Consider the following 19,567-nt stretch of genomic DNA (forward strand, 5'->3'; position numbering starts at 1 on the left):
AGCTGTGAGGGCGGGGCCTGGATCAACTCCATTGAAAAAAACCAAGTTGACGGTCCGCAGGTCATGATCGGCATGCGGGACATGTCGGGCGGGCGGTCTTGGCCGCATGTTCATAACCAAGCGGAATGTTCTTGGCTAGGCCGAGGCACTGGGCACCTTCCGCACCAGCCGCATGTACCGCTCCCAGTCCCAGTGTTCGCCGGGGTCGGTGTGGTCCGTGCCCGGCACCTCCACATGGCCGATGATGTGCTCGCGGTCGACGGGTATGGCGTACCGCGCGCATATCCCCGCCGTGAGCCGCGCCGAAGCCGCGTACATCTCGTCCGTGAAGTCCTCGGGCCGGTCGACGAATCCCTCGTGCTCGATGCCCACACTGCGTTCGTTGTAGGCGCGGTTGCCCGCGTGGTACGCCACGTCCAGCTCGCGGATCATCTGCGTGACGTGCCCGTCCTTGCGGACGATGTAGTGCGCGGCCGCGCCGTGCCCCGGGTCCTGGAACACCTTCACCGCGCTGGCGAAGCTGCCCTGGGTGACATGGATGATCACCATGTCTATGCCGTAGTCGTCGGGTCGGTCCGCCCGCCGCCAGTTCGCGTCGGAGGCTGCCACCCACTGCGCGCCGCGGAAGTCGACCGCGCCCTGGACACGCGGTTTCTCCACACCCGGCGCCCGCCACCACAGGCGCGCCAACTCGTCGCGGGCCAGCACCGCCGAGCCCACGGCCGCCGCCGTCCCGCCGATGAGCAGGGCCCGTCGCCCGATGCGCCGGTCGCCGTCCGCGGATGCCTGTTTCTCCCCCATGTGATCGTCAACGGATACTCGTGGGCTTCGGTTCCCGCGTCCCCGTACCCTTGAGGGGTTATGACTGACACCACGCCGCGCCCTCTTCGTGTACTCGCCGCCATGTCCGGAGGAGTCGACTCCGCCGTCGCCGCCGCCCGCGCCGCCGAAGCCGGCCATGATGTGACCGGCGTCCATCTCGCGCTCTCCGCGAACCCTCAATCGTTCCGCACGGGCGCGCGTGGCTGTTGCACCATCGAGGACTCGCGCGATGCCCGCCGCGCCGCCGACGTCATCGGCATCCCGTTCTACGTCTGGGACCTCGCCGACCGCTTCCGCGAGGACGTCGTCGAGGACTTCGTCGCCGAGTACGAGGCCGGCCGCACCCCCAACCCCTGCCTGCGCTGCAACGAGAAGATCAAGTTCGCCGCCCTGCTCGACAAGGCGCTCGCGCTGGGCTTCGACGCGGTGTGCACGGGCCACTACGCGAAGGTCGTCACGCTCGCGGACGGCTCCCGGGAGCTGCACCGCGCCTCCGACATGGCCAAGGACCAGTCGTACGTCCTCGGTGTCCTGGACGAGAAGCAGCTGGCGCACGCCCTGTTCCCGCTCGGCGACACCGTCACCACCAAGGACGAGATCCGCGCCGAGGCCGAGCGCCGGGGTCTCGCGGTCGCCAAGAAGCCCGACTCGCACGACATCTGCTTCATCGCCGACGGAGACACCCAGGGTTTCCTCGCCTCGCGCCTCGGTAAGGCGGAGGGTGACATCGTCGACGAGTCGGGCGCGAAGATCGGCTCCCACGAGGGCGCGTACGGCTTCACCATCGGCCAGCGCAAGGGCCTCAGGATCGGCACCCCGGCCGCCGACGGCAAGCCGCGCTATGTTCTCGACATCTCACCGGTGAACAACACGGTGACGGTCGGCCCGGCCGCCGCGCTGGACGTGAACGCCCTGACCGCGATCAAACCCCGCTGGTGCGGCGCGGCCCCGACGGGCCCCGGCACCTACACGGCCCAGCTCCGCGCCCACGGCGGCGAGACCGAGGTCACCGCGGAACTGGTGGACGGCGAGTTGCGGGTGTCGTTCGCGGAGCCCGTCCGCGGGGTGGCCCCCGGCCAGGCGATCGTCCTCTACGACGGCACACGGGTGGTGGGTTCGGCGACGATCGCGACCACGGCGCGGGTGACGGCGGACGTGGCCTGAGACCCCGTCGCCCGCCAGGGTTGCCTGGCGGTGTAGGCGGGTGGGAAGGGCCGGCCCCGGTTGCTGTGTACAGGGGTGCCGCGCGCGGGTGCGTGGTCGGTGTCGGGCGGATCGTCCACCGGTGCGTGGCGCGTGCGCACGGCCCTGAGGTGTGTCAGGGTGCCACGCGCGCGTGCCCGCGGGCCTCGGGCGGGTCGCCCGGCGGTGCCGCCCGTACGCGCCGTCGCCACGGGCCCGCGCGTACGGGCACATCCCGCCACCCCCGGGTGCCGGGTGGCGGATGGTCAGGCCGCGAAGAACTCCGCCAGCACCGGTCCGAGGGCCGTCGGGTCCACCATGTGGGTCTGGCCCTCCAGGACGCGGTACGCGCCCTTCGGCGCCGCCTCCGCGACCGCCCTGGTGCCCTCGCGCATCCACTCGGGGCTCGCGCCGCCCGCAACCGCCAGCAACGGGACCGTGATCGAGGCCAGCCGGTCCCGGGGCACCAGACCGCCGGCCATGACCGAGTTGTCGTAGGCGAGCGTCGGGGCGACCGCCTCCATGCCGGGCCACATGGGGGACTGGCGGGCGCCCTGGATCATCCCCTCGCCCATGCCGGTGAGCCGCAGGAAGTGCTCCACCGCGTCCCCGCGCCGGCCCTCGGCGAGCGCTGCCGTCAGCTTCTCGGTGTACTCGGCGTTCCGCTCCGCGCCGCCGGCCAGGAAGTCGGCGTACGGCGTCTCGTAGACGGCGACCCGGCGCACCGGCAGTCCGCTCGCCGCGGCCTCCAGGACCAGCGCACCGCCGGACGAGATGCCGCACAGGCACGCCTCACCGCCCGCCGCCTCGATGAGCGCGGCGAGGTCCTCGACCTCACGGGCCACCGCGTACGGCGCCGTGTCGCCGCTCGCACCGCGGCCCCGGCGGTCGTACACGAACACGTCGAACCGCTCGGACAGCGGCACGGCCAGGGGCGCGACCGTGCCGCCCGTGGACATCGCGCCGCTGACGAGGATGACTGCCGGCCCGTGTCCGGTGCGTTCGTACGCGATCGGCGTGCCGTCGCGCGAGAGGGTCTTCTTGTCCATGCCTGTGGAGACTGCCGCACCGCACGGAAATCATCGGTCAGGACACGTCGACCTCGTAGAAACAGAGGTGGTCCTTGATCTCGGCGACGGCGGGCTTCGGCTCGGGATAGGACCACACCAGGTCGGGCGCGTCCGGCAGGGACCAATAGGACGCGGTGCCCTTGAAGGGACAGTAGGTGTGGGTGTCGGAGGGGGTCAGCAGGTCGAGTCGTACGTCCTCGGCGGGGAGGTAGTACCGCACGGGAGAGCCCGTCTCGCGCAGCACGAGGGGCCGTTCGCTCTCCGCGAGGACCTGGTCGCCGTGCACCACGCGCACGTGCTGGTCGGCTTGCTCGATGGTGATCGTGTGTCCTTCGGCCATACAGAGAAAAGCGCTCGCGGGCCCCCGGTTCTTCCCGCGTACGGTGACCACATGCGAATCTGCGTCTTCCTCTCCGCCGCCGACCTCGACGACCGCTACACGCGCCCCGCGCGGGAGTTCGCGAAGCTGCTGGGCAAGGGCGGCCACACGCTGGTGTGGGGCGGCTCGGACGTGGGCCTCATGAAGGTGGTCGCCGACGGGGTGCAGGACGCGGGCGGACGGCTCGTCGGGGTCTCCGTGGAGTTCCTGGCCGCCAAGGTCCGCCCGGGCGTCGACGAGATGGTCATCGCGAAGGACCTCGCCGAACGGAAGAAACTGCTCCTGGAGAAGGCCGACGCCGTGGTGATCATGGTGGGTGGCACGGGCACGCTCGACGAGGCGACCGAGATCCTGGAGCTGAAGAAGCACGGGCACACCGAGAAGCCGGTGGTGCTGCTGAACACGGCGGGCTTCTACGACGGGTTGAAGGAGCAGTTCCGCCGCATGGAGGACGAGGGGTTCCTGCCCCGTCCGCTCACCGATCTGGTGTTCTTCGCGGAGGAGCCGGTGGGGGCGCTGGCGTACCTGGAGGAGTCGCTCGGTACGCGCTGACGCCCTGATGCGAGCATGGCGGCATGGCTACACATGTGATCACTGGAGCGGGCTCCGGCATCGGTGCGGCGGTGACCCGCCGTCTGCACGCGCGCGGGGACGAACTCGTGCTGCACGCACGTGACGCGGGCCGGGCGAAGGAGCTGGCGGCGGAGTTCCCCGGGGCGCGGACCCTTGTCGGGGATCTGGCCGACCCCGACAAGCTGAGCTGGGCCTTCTCGCACCAGTCGCTGCCGGACCGGGTGGACTCCCTGCTGCACATCGCGGGTGTGGTCGACCTCGGCCCGGTCGGCGAGCTGACCCCGAAGACCTGGCGCCACCAGCTGAACGTCAACCTGATCGCTCCGGCCGAGCTGACCCGCCACTTCCTGCCCCAGCTCCGGACGGCCCGGGGCCATGTGGTGTTCGTGAACTCGGGCGCGGGGCTCAACGCGCACGCCGACTGGTCCGCGTACGCCGCCTCCAAGCACGGCCTCAAGGCCCTGGCGGACTCCCTGCGCCACGAGGAGCACGCGAACGGCGTCCGCGTCACCTCGATCTACCCCGGCCGCACGGCGAGCCCCATGCAGGCCAAGGTCCACCAGCAGGAGGGCAAGGACTACGACCCCGCGCGATGGATCGACCCCGAGTCGGTCGCCACGACGATCCTGACGGCGATCGACCTGCCGCGGGATGCGGAGATCAATGACCTGACGGTCCGCCCCGGTCGCTGACGGTTCGGTGGGGGCGAGAACCGTGCGAGAACCACGCCGGTCACCTACGTAGGCTTCACACGTGACCGCAGACCTTCGCTTCGCCCCCGCCACCGGCATCGGCTCCCTCCCCGGCGGCGACGCCCGTGAGGCCGCCAGGACCGCCACCGGCTCCTTCGAGGACTTCCCGTTCCTGCCCGAACTGCCCGCCCGCGGCCCCGGCGCCGACATGATCGGCCGTACCGCCGGAATGCTCGTCGAGCTGTACGCGCGCGTGGAGCCCAGTGGGTGGCGGATCGGGGACCGGCCGGGGCGGGACACCAAGCGGGCGCGGTCCTGGCTGGGCGAGGACCTCGACGCGCTGGAGGAGTTCACCCAGGGGTACGAGGGGCAGCTGAAGGTGCAGGCCGTCGGTCCCTGGACGCTGGCCGCCACGCTGGAGCTGCGCAACGGCGAGGTCGCCCTCTCCGACCCCGGCGCGTGCCGGGACCTCGCCGGCTCGCTGGCCGAGGGACTGCGCCTGCACCTGGAGGAGGTCCGCAGGCGGATTCCCGGGGCGCAGATCGTGCTCCAGCTCGACGAGCCGTCCCTCATCGGCGTCCTGCGCGGGCAGGTGAGGAGCGCCAGCGGGTACCGCACCCACCGGGCCGTCGATCGGCAGGTCGTCGAGGCCGGGCTGCGCGACGTCGTCGGGGTTCACGTGGGTGGCCCCGTCGTGGTCCACTCGTGCGCACCGGACGTCCCGTTCGCCCTGCTGCGGAGGGCGGGTGCGGCGGCGGTCTCCTTCGACTTCTCGCTCCTCACCGAGCGTGACGACGATGCGATCGGCGAGGCGGTGGAAGGGGGGACGAGGCTCTTCGCCGGTGTCGTGCCCGGGACGGACACGGCATTGTCAGACCCTGCCGGTAGCGTCATGGGTGTCAGGACGCTGTGGCGCAGGCTGGGGCTGCATCCGGGACTTCTCGCGGAGGCGGTCACGGTCACTCCGTCGTGCGGGCTCGCGGGGGCCTCCCCCGAGTACGCGCGCAAGGCTCTCGCCCACTGCGCCCAGGCGGCGAGGTCCCTCGCGGACAACCCAGAGTAACGGGAGGACAACACGGTGGCCGGCGACAAGCAAGCGGAGACGACGGTGCCCGCCGAGGCACGGGAGAAGCACGCGCAGCTCGCTGAGCAGATCGAGGAGCACCGCTTCCGTTACTACGTGAACGACGCCCCGGTCATCAGCGACGCCGACTTCGACAAGCTCCTGCGCTCCCTCGAGTCCCTCGAGGACGAGTACCCCGAGCTGCGCACCCCCGACTCGCCGACCCAGAAGGTCGCGGGGGCCTACGAGACCGACTTCACGTCCGTCCAGCACCGCTCCCGCATGCTCTCCCTGGACAACGCCTTCAGCGACGAGGAGTTGGCGGCCTGGGCCGAGCGGGTCGCCAAGGACGTCGGCACCACCGACTACCACCTGCTGTGCGAGCTCAAGGTCGACGGTCTCGCCGTCAACCTCACCTACGAGCACGGCCGCCTCACCCGCGCGGCGACCCGCGGCGACGGCCGCACCGGCGAGGACATCACGCCCAACGTCCGCACGATCGCCGAGATCCCGGACCGCCTCACCGGCGACAAGGTCCCCGACCTCGTGGAGATCCGCGGCGAGGTCTACTTCCCGATGGAGAAGTTCGAGGAGCTCAACGCCCGCCTGGTCGAGGCCGGCGACAAGCCCTTCGCCAACCCGCGCAACGCGGCGGCCGGTTCGCTGCGCCAGAAGGACCCGCGCGTCACCGCCACCCGCCCCCTCCACATGGTCGTGCACGGCATCGGCGTCCTGGAGGGCTTCAACGGCATGACCCGCCTCTCCCAGGGCTACGACCTCCTGAAGTCCTGGGGCCTGCCCACCGCCAAGCACAACAAGGTGGTCGACGGTCTCGACGGCGTCCGGGAGTTCATCGCGTACTTCGGCGAGAACCGCCACTCCGTGGAGCACGAGATCGACGGGGCCGTCGTCAAGCTCGACGAGATCCCCCTCCAGGGCCGCCTCGGCTCCACCTCCCGCGCCCCTCGCTGGGCGATCGCGTACAAGTACGCGCCCGAAGAGGTCAACACCAAGCTCATCAACATCCGCGTGGGCGTGGGCCGTACGGGCCGGATCACGCCGTACGCCCAGGTCGAGCCGGTGACGGTGGCCGGCTCGGAGGTCGAGTTCGCGACCCTGCACAACCAGGACGTCGTCAAGGCCAAGGGCGTCCTCATCGGCGACACCGTGGTGCTGCGCAAGGCCGGTGACGTCATCCCGGAGATCCTCGGCCCGGTGGTCGACCTGCGCGACGGCAGCGAGCGCGAGTTCGTGATGCCGAGCGAGTGCCCGGAGTGCGGTACGGGCCTGCGGCCCATGAAGGAGGGCGACGTCGACCTGCGCTGCCCCAACGCCCGGACCTGCCCCGCCCAGCTGCGCGAACGCCTGTTCTACCTCGCGGGCCGCAAGTCGCTGGACATCGAGCACTTCGGGTATGTCGCGGCCGCGGCCCTCACCAAGCCGCTGGAGCCCTCGGACCCGCCGCTGACCGACGAGGGCGACCTGTTCGACCTCACCATCGAACAACTGCTGCCCATCAAGGCGTACGTCCTCGACCAGGACAGCGGTCTGCCCAAGCGTGACCCGAAGACCGGCGAGGAGAAGATCGCCACCGTCTTCGCCAACCAGCAGGGCGAGCCCAAGAAGAACGCCGTCGCCATGCTGGAGAACATCGCGGCCGCCAAGGAGCGCCCGCTCGCCCGCGTCCTCACCGGTCTGTCGATCCGCCATGTCGGCCCGGTCGCCGCCGAGGCGCTGGCGCGCAACTTCCGCTCGATCGACCGCATCGAGCAGGCGAGCGAGGAGGAACTGGCGAACACCGACGGCGTCGGCCCGATCATCGCCAGGTCCCTCAAGGAATGGTTCGCGGAGGACTGGCACCAGGAGATCCTGCGCAAGTGGAAGGCCGCGGGGGTGCGCACGGAGGAGGAGGGCTCGGGGGAGGACGCGGGTCCGCGTCCCCTCGAAGGGCTCACCGTCGTCGTCACCGGCACCCTGGAGCGCTTCACCCGCGACGGGGCCACAGAGGCCTTGCAGACCAGAGGGGCGAAAGTCACCGGTTCGGTTTCGAAGAAGACGTCTTTCGTCGTCGTAGGTGACAATCCGGGGTCTAAGTACGACAAAGCGATGCAACTCAAGGTGCCCGTTCTGAACGAGGACGGCTTCGACGTGCTGCTGGAACAGGGCCCCGAGGCAGCCACCGATGTGGCGCTTCCCACGGAGGAGTAGCGAGCAGCGGAGGTTGAAGGCCACCCGATCGGCGCATACCAGATGCATACGGGTGGCCGGGGCGCATTCGGGCAACCGTCGACGACCGCTGCCCGTGGAAGCCTTCTGCGGCCTACTGTTGAGACATGCGCCTGCCGTGCCCAGCTGCGGTCGGGGCATCCCTTTGCTCCTGAAGAGCAAGGGGAAGGTTTTTCCAACGCGGCGCCGTCGAGGATTTTGTCGGGCGAACGAGCCGCGTGGCGTGGGCACCGCCGGCTGTGAGAGGGACGGGAATGGAACCGACCGAGAGCGCCGCCCCGGACTCACGGCTGCGCATGCGCCGGCTCACCGGCGCATGGCGGTCGAGCCGCTGGGCCGGGCGGCCTTCGGAGCGTCCGGGCGCGGAGCGGCGCGCCGCCGGACAGTACACCGCGGCCGGCGGCCCCGGTGCCGCACAGCTCACCGCCGAGCGCGCCCCCGGTATGCCGGACTCCGACCCCGACCGGCAGCTGTCCTGGCCCGCCCTGCCCACGGCGGTCGTCTCGGCGGCCGGCTTCGTGCTGGGCGCGGGCTTCTACCGGGCGTTCACCGGCGGCCACGCCCTCTTCCCGTCCGGCACCGTCGGCTGGTCGCTGGCCGTGCTGACCGGCGTCATCGTCGGCCATCTGGTCGCCCTCGGCCGGGCCCGCTGGTGGGGCGGCACCGGCTCGGGCGCCGCCCTGACCCTCGCCGTCCTGCTCCTGTACGGCTGGGTGCCCGCCGGGATGGTCAGCCTCACCGTCGTCCTGCTGGTCGGCATAGCCCGGCGCCACCGCTGGCGGCAGGGCATCCTGCACGGCGCGGTGGACATGCTCGGGATAGCCACCGGCGGCCTGGTCATCGCCGCGTTCGGTCAGTCGCCGTCCGTCGAGACCCCCTGGAACCCCGACACCTGGACCTTCTACACCGGTCCCGAAGTGGTCCTGGTCGCCATCGCCTACCTCGCGGTCACCCGGGCCCTGGGCTGGCACCTGCATTCCTCCCGGCACGCCGGTCTGCCCACCGTGGCCCGCACCGCCCTGGTCAGACAGGGCCTGGTCGCGGTCGCGCTGCTCGGCATCGCCCCCCTGGTCTGCGTGGTCGCCGCCGCCAAACCCGTGCTGCTCCCGTTGTTCGCGATCCCCCTCATCGCCCTCGACTCCACGCTGTGGATGGCCCGGGCCCGCGCCGAGGAGCAACTGCGCGACCCGCTGACCGGACTACCCAACCGCCAGTGGCTCCTGGAGCGCATCTGGTCCGCCCTGGACGACGCCGAGCGCATCGGCGCCCGGTCCGCCCTGATGCTCATCGACCTCGACCGCTTCCGCTCGGTCAACGACACCCTGGGGCACCTCGCCGGTGACCGGCTGCTCCTCCAGATCGCCGACCGGCTGCGGATCGCGCTGCCTCGCGGTGCGGAGGCGGCACGGCTCGGCGGCGACGAGTTCGCCGTCTTACTGCCGGTCGCCGACTCCACGACCTCCGCGACCCGGGTCGCCCGCAACCTGGTCGCGGCCCTCAGCTCCCCGCTCGATCTCGACGGGCTGACCCTCGTCCTGGAGGCCAGCGCCGGCGTCGCCGTCTTCCCCGACCACGCCGTGGACGCCGAGGGGCTGCTGCGGCGGGCCGACGTGGCGATGTACCAGGCCAAGCGGGACCGTACGGGCGTAGAGGTGTACGAGTCCAAGCGGGACTCCAACACCCCGGACCGGCTCGGGCTGCTCGGCGATCTGCGCCGGGCGCTGGACGCGCACGAGGTGCAGCTGCACTACCAGCCCAAGGTCCGCTTCGACGGACAGGTCGCCGGTCTGGAGGCCCTGGTGCGCTGGGTGCATCCGGAGCGCGGGAAGGTACCGCCGGACGAGTTCATCGCGATCGCCGAGTCGTCCGGACTGATGCCCCACCTCACCGAGTACGTCCTCGACACGGCTCTCGCCCAGGTCGCCGAGTGGCGGGCGCACGGCCTGTTCGTCCCGGTGGCGGTCAACGTCTCCCCGCGTGACGTCCACACCCCGGGCTTCGCCGGCTCGGTGGCCGCACGCTTGGCCCGGCACGGCGTCCCGGCGGGAGCCCTCCAGCTGGAGATCACCGAACACGTCCTCCTCGAGGACCCCTCGCGGGCCGCGGACACTCTCGCCGCACTGACGGGGCACGGCGTGAAGATGTCCCTGGACGACTTCGGCACGGGCTACTCCTCCCTGGTCCACCTGCGCCGCCTCCCCGTCAGCGAACTGAAGATCGACCGCTCGTTCGTGGCCAAGCTGGCCGTCGACACCGAGGACGCGGAGATCGTCCGCTGCACGGTCGACCTCGCGCACTCCCTGGGCCTCCTGGTCGTGGCGGAGGGCGTGGAGGACGACGAGACCTGGGAGCGGTTGCGCGACATGGGCTGCGACGCCGTACAGGGCTGGCTGGTCGCAGCCGCGATGCCCCCGGAGGAGACGACGGCGTGGCTCCTGGCCAGGGGCTCCCGAGGCTGGCAGAGGCCGAGGGCAGCGCTGCCGGCAGCGGAGTGACGCAGCAGCCCAGAGGTGCGAGAGGGCCCCTCAGGGGCGCGGGGAACCAACGGCGGGGGAAACCGTTTAACGGCCTGAGGCCCCCGCCCCATAGGATTGGCCCCAAACCACACGCACTCACCCCCAGAGGATCGCTGCATGCCTGGCATCACGCGCGAGGAGGTCGCCCACCTCGCACGGCTGGCGCGTCTGGAGCTGAAGCCCGAAGAGCTCGAGCACTTCGCGGGACAGCTGGACGACATCATCGGCGCGGTCGCACGCGTCAGTGAGGTCGCCGACCAAGACGTACCGCCGACCTCGCACCCGCTCCCGCTGACGAACGTCATGCGCGCGGACGAGGTCCGTCCGTCGCTCACCCCCGAGCAGGCGCTCTCCGGCGCCCCGGCCCAGGAGCAGCAGCGTTTCAAGGTGCCGCAGATCCTGGGGGAGGACTAATCGCCATGACGGACATCATCAAGCTCACCGCCGCCGAGACCGCCGCGAGGATCTCTTCCGGTGAACTCACGGCCGTGCAGGTCACCGAGGCCCACCTCGCCCGTATCGAGGCCGTCGACGAGAAGGTGCACGCCTTCCTGCACGTCGACCGCGAGGGTGCCCTCGCGCAGGCCCGCGCCGTCGACGAGAAGCGGGCCAGGGGCGAGAAGCTCGGCCCGCTGGCCGGCGTCCCGCTCGCGCTGAAGGACATCTTCACCACCGAGGGCATCCCGACGACCGTCGGTTCGAAGATCCTCGAGGGCTGGATCCCGCCGTACGACGCCACCCTCACCAAGCGGCTGAAGGCCGCCGACGTCGTCATCCTCGGCAAGACCAACATGGACGAGTTCGCCATGGGGTCGTCGACGGAGAACAGCGCCTACGGACCCACCGGCAACCCCTGGGACCTCACCAGGATCCCCGGCGGCTCCGGCGGCGGTTCCTCCGCCGCGCTGGCCGCGCACATGGCGCCCCTCGCCATCGGCACCGACACCGGCGGTTCCATCCGCCAGCCGGCCGCCGTCACCGGCACGGTCGGTGTGAAGCCGACGTACGGCGCGGTCTCCCGCTACGGCATGGTCGCCTTCTCCTCCTCCCTCGACCAGGGCGGCCCCTGCGCCCGTACGGTCCTGGACGCGGCCCTGCTGCACGAGGTCATCGCCGGGCACGACCCGCTCGACTCCACCTCGATCGACGCCCCGGTCCCGGCGGTCGTCGAGGCCGCCCGCAACGGCAGCGTCCAGGGCATGCGCGTCGGTGTCGTGAAGCAGTTCCGCGGCGAGGGCTACCAGGCCGGTGTCATCCAGCGCTTCGACGAGTCCGTCGCCCTCCTCAAGGAGCTGGGCGCCGAGATCGTCGAACTGGACTGCCCGTCCTTCGACCTCGCCCTGTCGGCGTACTACCTCATCGCGCCGTCCGAGTGCTCCTCCAACCTCGCCCGCTTCGACGGCCTGCGCTACGGCCTGCGGACCGGCGACGACGGCAGCCACTCGGCGGAGGAGGTCACCTCCCTCACCCGTGAGGCGGGCTTCGGCCCCGAGGTCAAGCGCCGGATCATGCTCGGCACGTACGCCCTGTCGAGCGGTTACTACGACGCCTACTACGGCTCGGCGCAGAAGGTCCGCACGCTCATCACGCGCGACTTCGAGAAGGCCTTCGAGCAGGTCGACGTGATCGTCTCCCCGACGACCCCGACCACCGCCTTCCCGATCGGTGAGCGCGCCGACGACCCGATGGCGATGTACCTGGCCGACCTGTGCACGATCCCGACCAACCTCGCGGGCAACGCGGCCATGTCGCTGCCGTGCGGTCTGGCGCCGGAGGACAACCTGCCCGTCGGCCTCCAGATCATCGCCCCGGCCCTGAAGGACGACCGTCTTTACAAGGTCGGCGCAGCCGTCGAGGCCGCCTTCGTGGAAAGGTGGGGGCACCCGCTCCTGGAGGAGGCACCGTCGCTGTGAGCAAGCTGACCAAGGCGAAGGACTTCAAGAAGTCCAAGTCCGGTACGTACCTGTCCATCGCCGGGACCGCGTTCGGCGCGATCGGCGTCGCCAAGCGGCTCAAGAAGGCCCGTGCCGAGAAGGACACGCTGGTCCTGATCGACGCCACCGTCTCCGCGGTCGCCATCGTCACCGGCCTCGCCATCCTGTACCGCGAGCTGAAGCGGCTGGGCGACGACGACGTCCTGCTGGGTTGAGAGGGAAGTTTCACCGTGACCACCACGACCGACCTGGTGTCGTACGAGGACGCTCTCGCGTCGTACGACCCCGTCATGGGCCTTGAGGTCCATGTCGAACTCGGCACCAAGACGAAGATGTTCTGCGGCTGTTCGACCGAGCTCGGTCAGGACGCCAACACGCAGACCTGTCCCACCTGCCTCGGCCTGCCCGGCGCGCTCCCGGTCGTCAACGCGATCGGCATCGAGTCGGCCATCAAGATCGGTCTCGCGCTGAACTGCGAGATCGCCGAGTGGTGCCGCTTCGCCCGGAAGAACTACTTCTATCCGGACATGCCGAAGAACTTCCAGACCTCCCAGTACGACGAGCCGATCGCCTTCAACGGCTACCTCGACGTCCAGCTGGAGGACGGCGAGACCTTCCGCGTGGAGATCGAGCGCGCCCACATGGAGGAGGACACCGGCAAGTCGACCCACGTCGGCGGCGCGACGGGCCGTATCCACGGCGCCTCGCACTCGCTCCTCGACTACAACCGCGCCGGTATCCCGCTCATCGAGATCGTCACCAAGCCGATCGAGGGTGCGGGTGAGCGCGCTCCCGAGGTGGCGAAGGCGTACGTCCGTGAGCTGCGCGAGGTCATCAAGGCGCTCGGTGTGTCGGAAGCCCGCATGGAGATGGGGCAGATGCGCTGCGACGTGAACCTGTCGCTGCGCCCGAACGGCACCGAGAAGTTCGGCACGCGTTCCGAGACGAAGAACGTCAACTCGCTGCGGTCCGTGGAGCGCGCGGCCCGTTTCGAGATCCAGCGGCACGCGGCCGTCCTGAGCAGTGGCGGGACGATCATCCAGGAGACCCGGCACTTCCACGAGGACACGGGGTCCACGACCTCGGGCCGCGTGAAGGAAGAGGCCGAGGACTACCGGTACTTCCCCGAGCCGGACCTCGTTCCGGTGGCCCCCTCGCGCGAGTGGGTCGAGGAGATCCGGGCGGCGCTCCCCGAGCTGCCGCTGGCCCGCCGCAACCGGCTCGTCGCCGAGTGGGGCATCACGGCCCTCGACATGCAGGCGATCCTCAACGCCGGCGCCCTGGACCCGATCGTCGCCACGATCGACGCCGGTGCCGACGCGGCCTCCGCCCGCAAGTGGTGGATGGGTGAACTCGCCCGCAGCGCCAACGAGTCCGGCAAGGCGCTGGACGAACTGGCCATCACGCCGCAGCAGGTCGCCCGGGTCACGGAGCTGGTCTCCAAGGGTGACCTGAACGACAAGCTGGCTCGCCAGGTCATCGAAGGCGTCCTCGCGGGCGAAGGCACCCCGGACGAGGTCGTCGACAAGCGCGGTCTGAAGGTCGTCTCCGACGAGGGCGCCCTGGGTGCCGCCGTCGACGAGGCCATCGCCGGGAACCCGGGCATCGCCGACAAGATCCGCTCCGGCAAGGTCGCCGCGGCCGGCGCCCTGGTCGGCGCGGTCATGAAGGCGACCCGCGGTCAGGCCGACGCGGCTCGCGTCAAGGAGCTGATCCTGGAGAAGCTGGGCGTCAGCGAAGGCTGAGCTTTGCGTGGCGTACGGCCCCGGAGGACATGTCCTCCGGGGCCGTAGCCTTACTTACGGCGTCCTACGAGCCGTACGAAGCCCAGTGTCCGGCCTTCGTCGGCGCGCACCAGGTCCACCGAGTCGCGGGCCATGTCGGCCATCCACGCGTAGGGGCTCTCCTCGGCGCAGACCTCGCTCCACAGCAGCCAGTCCTTCCAGCCGTCGGGCTGCCATTCGGCGGTCTCGACCTCGACGGCCCCCGTGCGCGTCCACTGGCGCCGCCACCAGTCGGCGGAGTGGAACGCCCAGAAACCGGGGTCCCAGAAGGGCTTGAGGTGCTCCGGAGGCTCGTCGCCCTCCAGTTCCTCCCGTACCGCGGGCATGACGACCCCGATCCGCCCGCCCGGCTTCAACAACCGGGTCAGCGTGGGCAGATAGAGGTCGTTGGTGCCGAAGTACTGGTACGCGTCGATGCTCACGATCGCATCGAAGCTGCCCTCGGCGAAGGGCAGGTCGTGTGCCTCGGTGTGCACGGGCAGCACCCGGTCGGCGAAGCCGGCCTCGGCGATGCGCTTCGCGTTCTCGTCGGGCTTGACCCACAGGTCGGCCGCGGTGACCTGGACGTCGTACTCCCTGGCCAGGAAGACCGAGGTCATCGCACGGCCGCAGCCCAGGTCGAGGACGCGGGCGCAGGGCCGCAGGGTGTCCAGGCCGAGGGCGGGCGCGAGCCACTCCAGCAGCCACAGCGCGTTCGGGCCCATCTGGTTCTCGATGACCCAGCGGGCGTCGTAGCTGTTGCTGCGCGGGTAGCGGGCCTGGGTCAGCCGCCGGGTGAGGTCCTCACTCGAGGTCCCTGTCATGGACGGGGTGATGTCGTCTGGCATCGGTGAACGGGCTCCTTGAGTCCGGGGAAACGGAAAGGGATACGGAGGAGCTCGGTCGGACGCTCAAACAACGCACCTGCTTCGGTCGGGGGCCGGACGGGCCCGGAGTCTCTCAGCGGAACACGCTACGCTCGCCCGCCATGAACGGTCCTGCGAATTCCGAGCCATCCGACATACAGGAGGAGTACGACGACCAGGTGCTGGACGCCCGGCGGGCCCGCTGGACGGCCTCCGGCACCGGCGCGTTGCTGGCCCTCGCCGGTCTGGCCGCGGCGGCGCTCCGGTTGAGCGGCTCCGCTCCCGCGCTGGTCCCGGCGGCCTACGGATTCGGCGCCGGGGTGTGCGCTCTCGCCGCGGTCCTGGGCTCCCGCGGGCGCACCCGCTGGGCTCTGTGGCTGCTGATCGCCGGCGTGATGGTGATGGCGCTGGGCGACCAGTTCGACTGACGTGACAGAGTGACCGTTACTGTCCTGTGATCTGTCTCCCACTCTTGTGAATAAACGCACGATCGCGATAAACGATCACTTTCCCCTGCGAGAGTGGTCCACGCATTGCTCATGCGTTCTTTGCGGGCTGTTCACACATGAAGGACTGTTCCCGGTCAAAGATCCACAATTCGCCTCCCCGGGAGCACGTTCGTGGCAGCCCTTGCACGCTGGTGTGTACGACGACGTCTGGTCGTCGTTCTCCTGTGGCTCCTCGCCCTCGGCGGGGTGAGCGCGGCCGCCGCCGTCACCGGCTCCGCGTACTCGAACGACTACGAGGTCCCCGGCACCGAGTCGGGCCGCGCCACCCAGCTGCTCCAGGACGGCTTCCCGCACCTCGGAGGCGACAGCGACACGGTCGTCTGGCACCTCGCATCGGGCTCGGTCCGGGACGCCGACGTCGAGCAGACGATGACCGCGACCCTGGACAAGATCGCGGACCTGCCCGGAGTGGCAACCGTCGTCAGCCCGTACGACGACGCGGGCGCCGGGCGGGTCAGCGCCGACGGACACACCGCGTACGCCACCGTGACCTTCGCCGACTCGGCCGAGGACATCGACGCTTCCGAGGCGAAGGCCGTGGTGGACACCGCCAAGGACGCAGAGGCCGACGGGCTCCAGGTGGAGCTGGGCGGCAGTGCCGTCGCCCTCACCGAGTCCTCGGGCGGGCATGTCGCCGAGATCGTCGGGGTGCTCGTCGCCGCCGTCGTGCTGTTCCTGGCCTTCGGCTCGCTCGCCGCCTCGCTGCTGCCCATCGCCACCGCTCTGGTCGGTGTGGGCACCGCGTACGCCGGGATCGGGCTGCTCGGGCATGTCATGACCGTCGCCGACTTCGCGCCCATGCTCGGCATGCTGATCGGGCTCGGCGTCGGCATCGACTACGCGCTCTTCATCGTCACCAGACACCGGCGCGGCCTCAAACGCGGGCTCAGCGTCGCCGAGTCCGTCGAGAACGCCGTCACCACCACCGGGCGCTCCGTCGTCTTCGCGGGTGCCACGGTTTGCATCGCCCTGCTGGGGATGCTGATCCTCCGGCTCGGCTTCCTCAACGGCGTCGCGATAGCCGCCTCCCTGACCGTCGTCCTGACGGTCGCCGCCTCCGTGACCCTGCTGCCGGCCCTGCTCTCCCTCATCGGCATGCGCGCCCTGAGCCGACGGGAGCGGCGCCGCCTGGCCGAGCACGGGCCCGAGCCGGAACTGCCGACCGGGTTCGCCCACCGCTGGTCCGCGTTCGTGGAACGGCACCCCAAACTGCTCGGCGGCATCGCCCTGCTGGTCATCACCGTCCTCGCCCTGCCCACCCTGGGCCTGCGCCTCGGCACCTCCGACCAGGGCAACGACCCGCGGTCCGCGACCACCCGGCAGGCCTACGACCTCCTCGCTGGGGGCACCTCCCGCGCGGAGCGTGGGGGAGGCTTCGGCCCGGGCGTCAACGGCCCGCTGACGCTGGTGACTCGTGTCGGCGGAGCCGAGGACAAGCTCCTCCTCGACAACCTCGACGCCACCCTCCGCACCACCGACGGCATCGCGTCCACCACCCCGGTGACCTACGACACCGGCGGCGACCTCGCCTACTTCACGATCGTCCCCGAGTCCGCCCCGCAGTCCCAGCAGACCAGCGAACTCGTGGACCGGCTGCGCACCGAGGTGCTGCCGCGCGCGGAGACCGGCACGTCACTCGACATCCAGGTCGGCGGGACGACGGCGTCGTACGACGACTTCGCGGACGTCATCGTCGGCAAGCTGCCGCTGTTCGTCGGCGTGGTCATCGGCCTGGGCTGTCTGCTGCTCCTTCTCGCCTTCCGTTCCGTCGGCATCCCGCTGAAGGCGGCCGCGATGAACGTGGCCGCCGTCGCCGCCGCCTTCGGAGTGGTCGTGGCGATCTTCCAGTGGGGCTGGGGGAGCGAGCTGCTCGGCCTCGGCCGCGCGGGCCCGATCGAGCCCTTCCTCCCCGTGATCATGGTGTCCGTGCTCTTCGGGCTCTCCATGGACTACCAGGTCTTCCTGGTCAGCCGGATGTACGAGGAATGGCTGGAGACCCGCGACAACCGGCGGGCCGTCCGGGTCGGCCTCGCCGAGACCAGCCGGGTGATCAACTCCGCCGCGGTCATCATGATCTCCGTCTTCCTCGCCTTCGTCCTCAGCGGCGACCGCGTGATCGCCATGTTCGGCATCGCGCTCGCCGCCGCCGTCGCCCTCGACGCCTTCGTCCTGCGCACCCTCCTCGTCCCCGCCCTCATGCACCTGCTCGGCGGCGCCAACTGGTGGCTGCCGGGCTGGCTGGACCGCCGGATGCCCCGCATCAGCATCGAACCTCCCGAGCGCCGCGCCGCGCATGAGAGGCTCACCGATGTCGTGGAGCAGGACGCCGTGGAGCAGATGGAGAGGGAGCGGGACGAGGATGTACGCGATATCCCTGGGTGACGACGGGGCCGAACTGCGGCCCCTGGAGCCGTGGCACGCGGAGGAGTTCCTGGCCAACCTGGAGCGGGGCCGGGAGTTCATCGGGCAGTTCATCCCCTTCGGCTCCCAGGCCGTCGACGTGGCCTCCGCACGCGAGACACTCCAGCGGTACGCCCGGATGCGCGCCGACGACACCGGCGGATACCACGGCATCTGGCTCGACGGAAAACTCGTCGGCGGAGTGCTCACCCTCAACTTCGACGCCGAGCAGGGAAACTGCGAGGTCGGCTGCTGGCTGGAGCCCGCCGCGACCGGCCGCGGACTGATCACACGGGCCATGCGGACACTGATCGACTGGGTGGTCGAGGAGCGCGGTGTCCACCGGGTCGAGTGGGTCGCCGCGTCGGGAAACACGGCCAGCATCAACGTCGCCCGGCGCCTGGGAATGACCCGCGACGGAGTCCGCCGTGAGGCCCACCCCTATCGTGGCGTACGGCACGACCTCGAGGTGTGGTCGATTCTCGCCCCCGAGTGGCGTGAAGCACGCGCGCGTGCAGCCCGGAACGATCATTAAGAACCCTCTCAGACAGGATCCGTACGGTGCCCGACATGGGAACGAAGACAGCTGACGAGACCGGCGCCGAGACGGGCGCCAAGGCCACGACCGACGAGGAGAAGGTGAGCGTCGCCAAGACCGACGAGGTGACGGAGGCCGAGGACACCTCGGCCGAGGACACCGCCGTCGACGAGATCGACGACGAGGACTACCTGCCCGAGGCCACCCGGGAGGAGGGCCCCACCGGGGTGGGCCAGGGCGCGGGTGCCGTGGTCTCCGCGGCGCTGGGCCTCGTCTCGCTCACCGGCAGCTGGGTCGGCACCGTGGCGTCCGCGCGGCAGTCGCTGGTCGGCCAGCTGCACGCGCAGACCGCGACGTCCTCCGACGTGGCGAAGCTCCTCGACGAGGGCTACGGCGACGCCTGGAAGGCCACCGCGTTCTGGGGCGGCGTCTTCGCGCTGATCGCGCTGGTCGTCGGTGTCGGAGTGCTGGCCCGGCCGGCCTTCGGCGCTCCCGGCAAGCCGCAGGCCACCTGGATCAAGTCCGTCGCCTGGGGCGGTGTCGCGCTCGGTGTCGTCGGCCTGCTCCTGGCCGTCCTCAAGTACACCGACCTTCTGCTGGACCTGCCTTCCGCGAGCTGAACAAGCGCAGGTCACGAGGGGTCTTAGGGCAGCCGTAGGTACCTTACGGAGGCCCTGAGGCCCCTCTCGTGCGTCTAAGGCCCCCGCGGCCCCCGAAGATGCGGAACTCTCCCGATGTGGCGGACCCCCCTCGGAGACGAAGGTAGAGGCATCGCAGAAAGCGAAGCCCGAAACCGACTCCGACAAGGACGACACCATGTACTCCGCATACGAGATCTCCCAGTACCGTTCCGCCGAACTCCGCCGCCAGGCCGAGCACGAGCGGCTCGTCCGCGAGACCCTTCGCGGCCGCCGCGCCGCCCGTCGCGAAGCCGCCGAGCGCACATCGGAGAGCGACTCGCATACCGGCCGCCCTCGGCGGCACCGGTTCCTCCGCACGGCGTGAGCGCCGGCAGGGAGGACGGCCGTACGGCT

At 70.6% G+C, this 19,567-nt stretch carries 19 protein-coding genes; 15 read left to right on the forward strand and 4 right to left on the reverse strand.

The window, feature by feature from the left end:
* Positions 1-135 precede the first annotated feature (135 nt).
* Entirely contained in the window at positions 136-801 is a 666-nt protein-coding gene (locus tag AQJ46_RS29355; RefSeq protein WP_059208439.1) for an N-acetylmuramoyl-L-alanine amidase, read from the reverse strand.
* A 60-nt stretch (positions 802-861) separates the two neighbouring features.
* On the opposite strand from AQJ46_RS29355, the gene mnmA reads away from it, so the two are divergent.
* Positions 862-1,986: a tRNA 2-thiouridine(34) synthase MnmA gene (gene mnmA / locus AQJ46_RS29360; RefSeq protein WP_059208440.1), complete on the forward strand. Its 1,125-nt coding sequence runs from the start codon at positions 862-864 to the stop codon at positions 1,984-1,986.
* A 284-nt stretch (positions 1,987-2,270) separates the two neighbouring features.
* On the opposite strand, the gene AQJ46_RS29365 is transcribed toward mnmA, so the two are convergent.
* Both AQJ46_RS29365 and AQJ46_RS29370 read right to left on the reverse strand, forming a co-directional pair.
* Positions 2,271-3,053, reverse strand: a complete 783-nt coding sequence (locus tag AQJ46_RS29365) for an alpha/beta fold hydrolase (protein ID WP_059208441.1) — start codon at positions 3,051-3,053, stop codon at positions 2,271-2,273.
* 37 nt (positions 3,054-3,090) lie between these two features.
* Entirely contained in the window at positions 3,091-3,414 is a 324-nt protein-coding gene (locus AQJ46_RS29370) for a DUF427 domain-containing protein (RefSeq protein ID WP_057616345.1), read from the reverse strand.
* Positions 3,415-3,465: 51 nt separating this feature from the next.
* On the opposite strand from AQJ46_RS29370, the gene AQJ46_RS29375 reads away from it, so the two are divergent.
* From AQJ46_RS29375 to gatB, 9 genes are all read left to right on the forward strand, one after another.
* Positions 3,466-4,005, forward strand: a complete 540-nt coding sequence (locus AQJ46_RS29375) for an LOG family protein (protein WP_059208442.1) — start codon at positions 3,466-3,468, stop codon at positions 4,003-4,005.
* 23 nt (positions 4,006-4,028) lie between these two features.
* Complete coding sequence (locus tag AQJ46_RS29380; RefSeq protein ID WP_059208443.1) at positions 4,029-4,718, forward strand: SDR family oxidoreductase; 690 nt, start codon at positions 4,029-4,031, stop codon at positions 4,716-4,718.
* 61 nt (positions 4,719-4,779) lie between these two features.
* Complete coding sequence (locus AQJ46_RS29385; protein WP_059208444.1) at positions 4,780-5,781, forward strand: methionine synthase; 1,002 nt, start codon at positions 4,780-4,782, stop codon at positions 5,779-5,781.
* 15 nt (positions 5,782-5,796) lie between these two features.
* Positions 5,797-7,989: an NAD-dependent DNA ligase LigA gene (gene ligA / locus AQJ46_RS29390; protein ID WP_059208445.1), complete on the forward strand. Its 2,193-nt coding sequence runs from the start codon at positions 5,797-5,799 to the stop codon at positions 7,987-7,989.
* 272 nt (positions 7,990-8,261) lie between these two features.
* The gene (locus AQJ46_RS29395) at positions 8,262-10,502 is read left to right on the forward strand and encodes a putative bifunctional diguanylate cyclase/phosphodiesterase (RefSeq protein ID WP_059208446.1); all 2,241 of its coding nucleotides are present in this window, start codon (positions 8,262-8,264) and stop codon (positions 10,500-10,502) included.
* A gap of 138 nt (positions 10,503-10,640) precedes the next feature.
* Positions 10,641-10,937 carry an Asp-tRNA(Asn)/Glu-tRNA(Gln) amidotransferase subunit GatC gene (gene gatC, locus AQJ46_RS29400; RefSeq protein WP_007384860.1) on the forward strand — a complete coding sequence of 99 codons (297 nt, stop codon included), beginning with the start codon at positions 10,641-10,643 and terminating at the stop codon, positions 10,935-10,937.
* A 5-nt stretch (positions 10,938-10,942) separates the two neighbouring features.
* Positions 10,943-12,436 carry an Asp-tRNA(Asn)/Glu-tRNA(Gln) amidotransferase subunit GatA gene (gene gatA / locus AQJ46_RS29405; RefSeq protein WP_059208447.1) on the forward strand — a complete coding sequence of 498 codons (1,494 nt, stop codon included), beginning with the start codon at positions 10,943-10,945 and terminating at the stop codon, positions 12,434-12,436.
* Positions 12,433-12,672, forward strand: coding sequence for a hypothetical protein (locus AQJ46_RS29410; protein WP_007384862.1), 240 nt, complete (start codon positions 12,433-12,435; stop codon positions 12,670-12,672). Before gatA ends, AQJ46_RS29410 begins: the two co-directional genes overlap by 4 nt.
* A 15-nt stretch (positions 12,673-12,687) precedes the next feature.
* Entirely contained in the window at positions 12,688-14,202 is a 1,515-nt protein-coding gene (gene gatB, locus AQJ46_RS29415; protein ID WP_059208448.1) for an Asp-tRNA(Asn)/Glu-tRNA(Gln) amidotransferase subunit GatB, read from the forward strand.
* A gap of 50 nt (positions 14,203-14,252) precedes the next feature.
* Here the strand turns inward: gatB and AQJ46_RS29420 are convergent, their stop codons facing one another.
* Entirely contained in the window at positions 14,253-15,068 is an 816-nt protein-coding gene (locus tag AQJ46_RS29420; protein WP_059208449.1) for an SAM-dependent methyltransferase, read from the reverse strand.
* A 140-nt stretch (positions 15,069-15,208) separates the two neighbouring features.
* Between AQJ46_RS29420 and AQJ46_RS29425 the strand changes: the two genes are divergently transcribed.
* The 5 genes from AQJ46_RS29425 to AQJ46_RS29445 all read left to right on the forward strand — a co-directional run bounded on the left by AQJ46_RS29425 (position 15,209) and on the right by AQJ46_RS29445 (position 19,538).
* A complete protein-coding gene (locus AQJ46_RS29425; RefSeq protein ID WP_059208450.1) occupies positions 15,209-15,514 on the forward strand; it encodes a hypothetical protein in 306 nt (101 codons plus the stop codon).
* A gap of 192 nt (positions 15,515-15,706) precedes the next feature.
* The gene (locus tag AQJ46_RS29430; RefSeq protein ID WP_059208451.1) at positions 15,707-17,977 is read left to right on the forward strand and encodes an MMPL family transporter; all 2,271 of its coding nucleotides are present in this window, start codon (positions 15,707-15,709) and stop codon (positions 17,975-17,977) included.
* Entirely contained in the window at positions 17,955-18,530 is a 576-nt protein-coding gene (locus tag AQJ46_RS29435; protein ID WP_059208452.1) for a GNAT family N-acetyltransferase, read from the forward strand. The genes AQJ46_RS29430 and AQJ46_RS29435 overlap by 23 nt, the downstream gene beginning before the upstream one ends.
* A gap of 35 nt (positions 18,531-18,565) precedes the next feature.
* Positions 18,566-19,153: a hypothetical protein gene (locus tag AQJ46_RS29440; RefSeq protein WP_059208453.1), complete on the forward strand. Its 588-nt coding sequence runs from the start codon at positions 18,566-18,568 to the stop codon at positions 19,151-19,153.
* 196 nt (positions 19,154-19,349) lie between these two features.
* The gene (locus AQJ46_RS29445; protein ID WP_059208454.1) at positions 19,350-19,538 is read left to right on the forward strand and encodes a hypothetical protein; all 189 of its coding nucleotides are present in this window, start codon (positions 19,350-19,352) and stop codon (positions 19,536-19,538) included.
* Positions 19,539-19,567: the final 29 nt, after the last annotated feature.

It is taken from the genome of Streptomyces canus (assembly GCF_001514145.1).
Classification (GTDB): Bacteria; Actinomycetota; Actinomycetes; order Streptomycetales; family Streptomycetaceae; genus Streptomyces; species Streptomyces canus.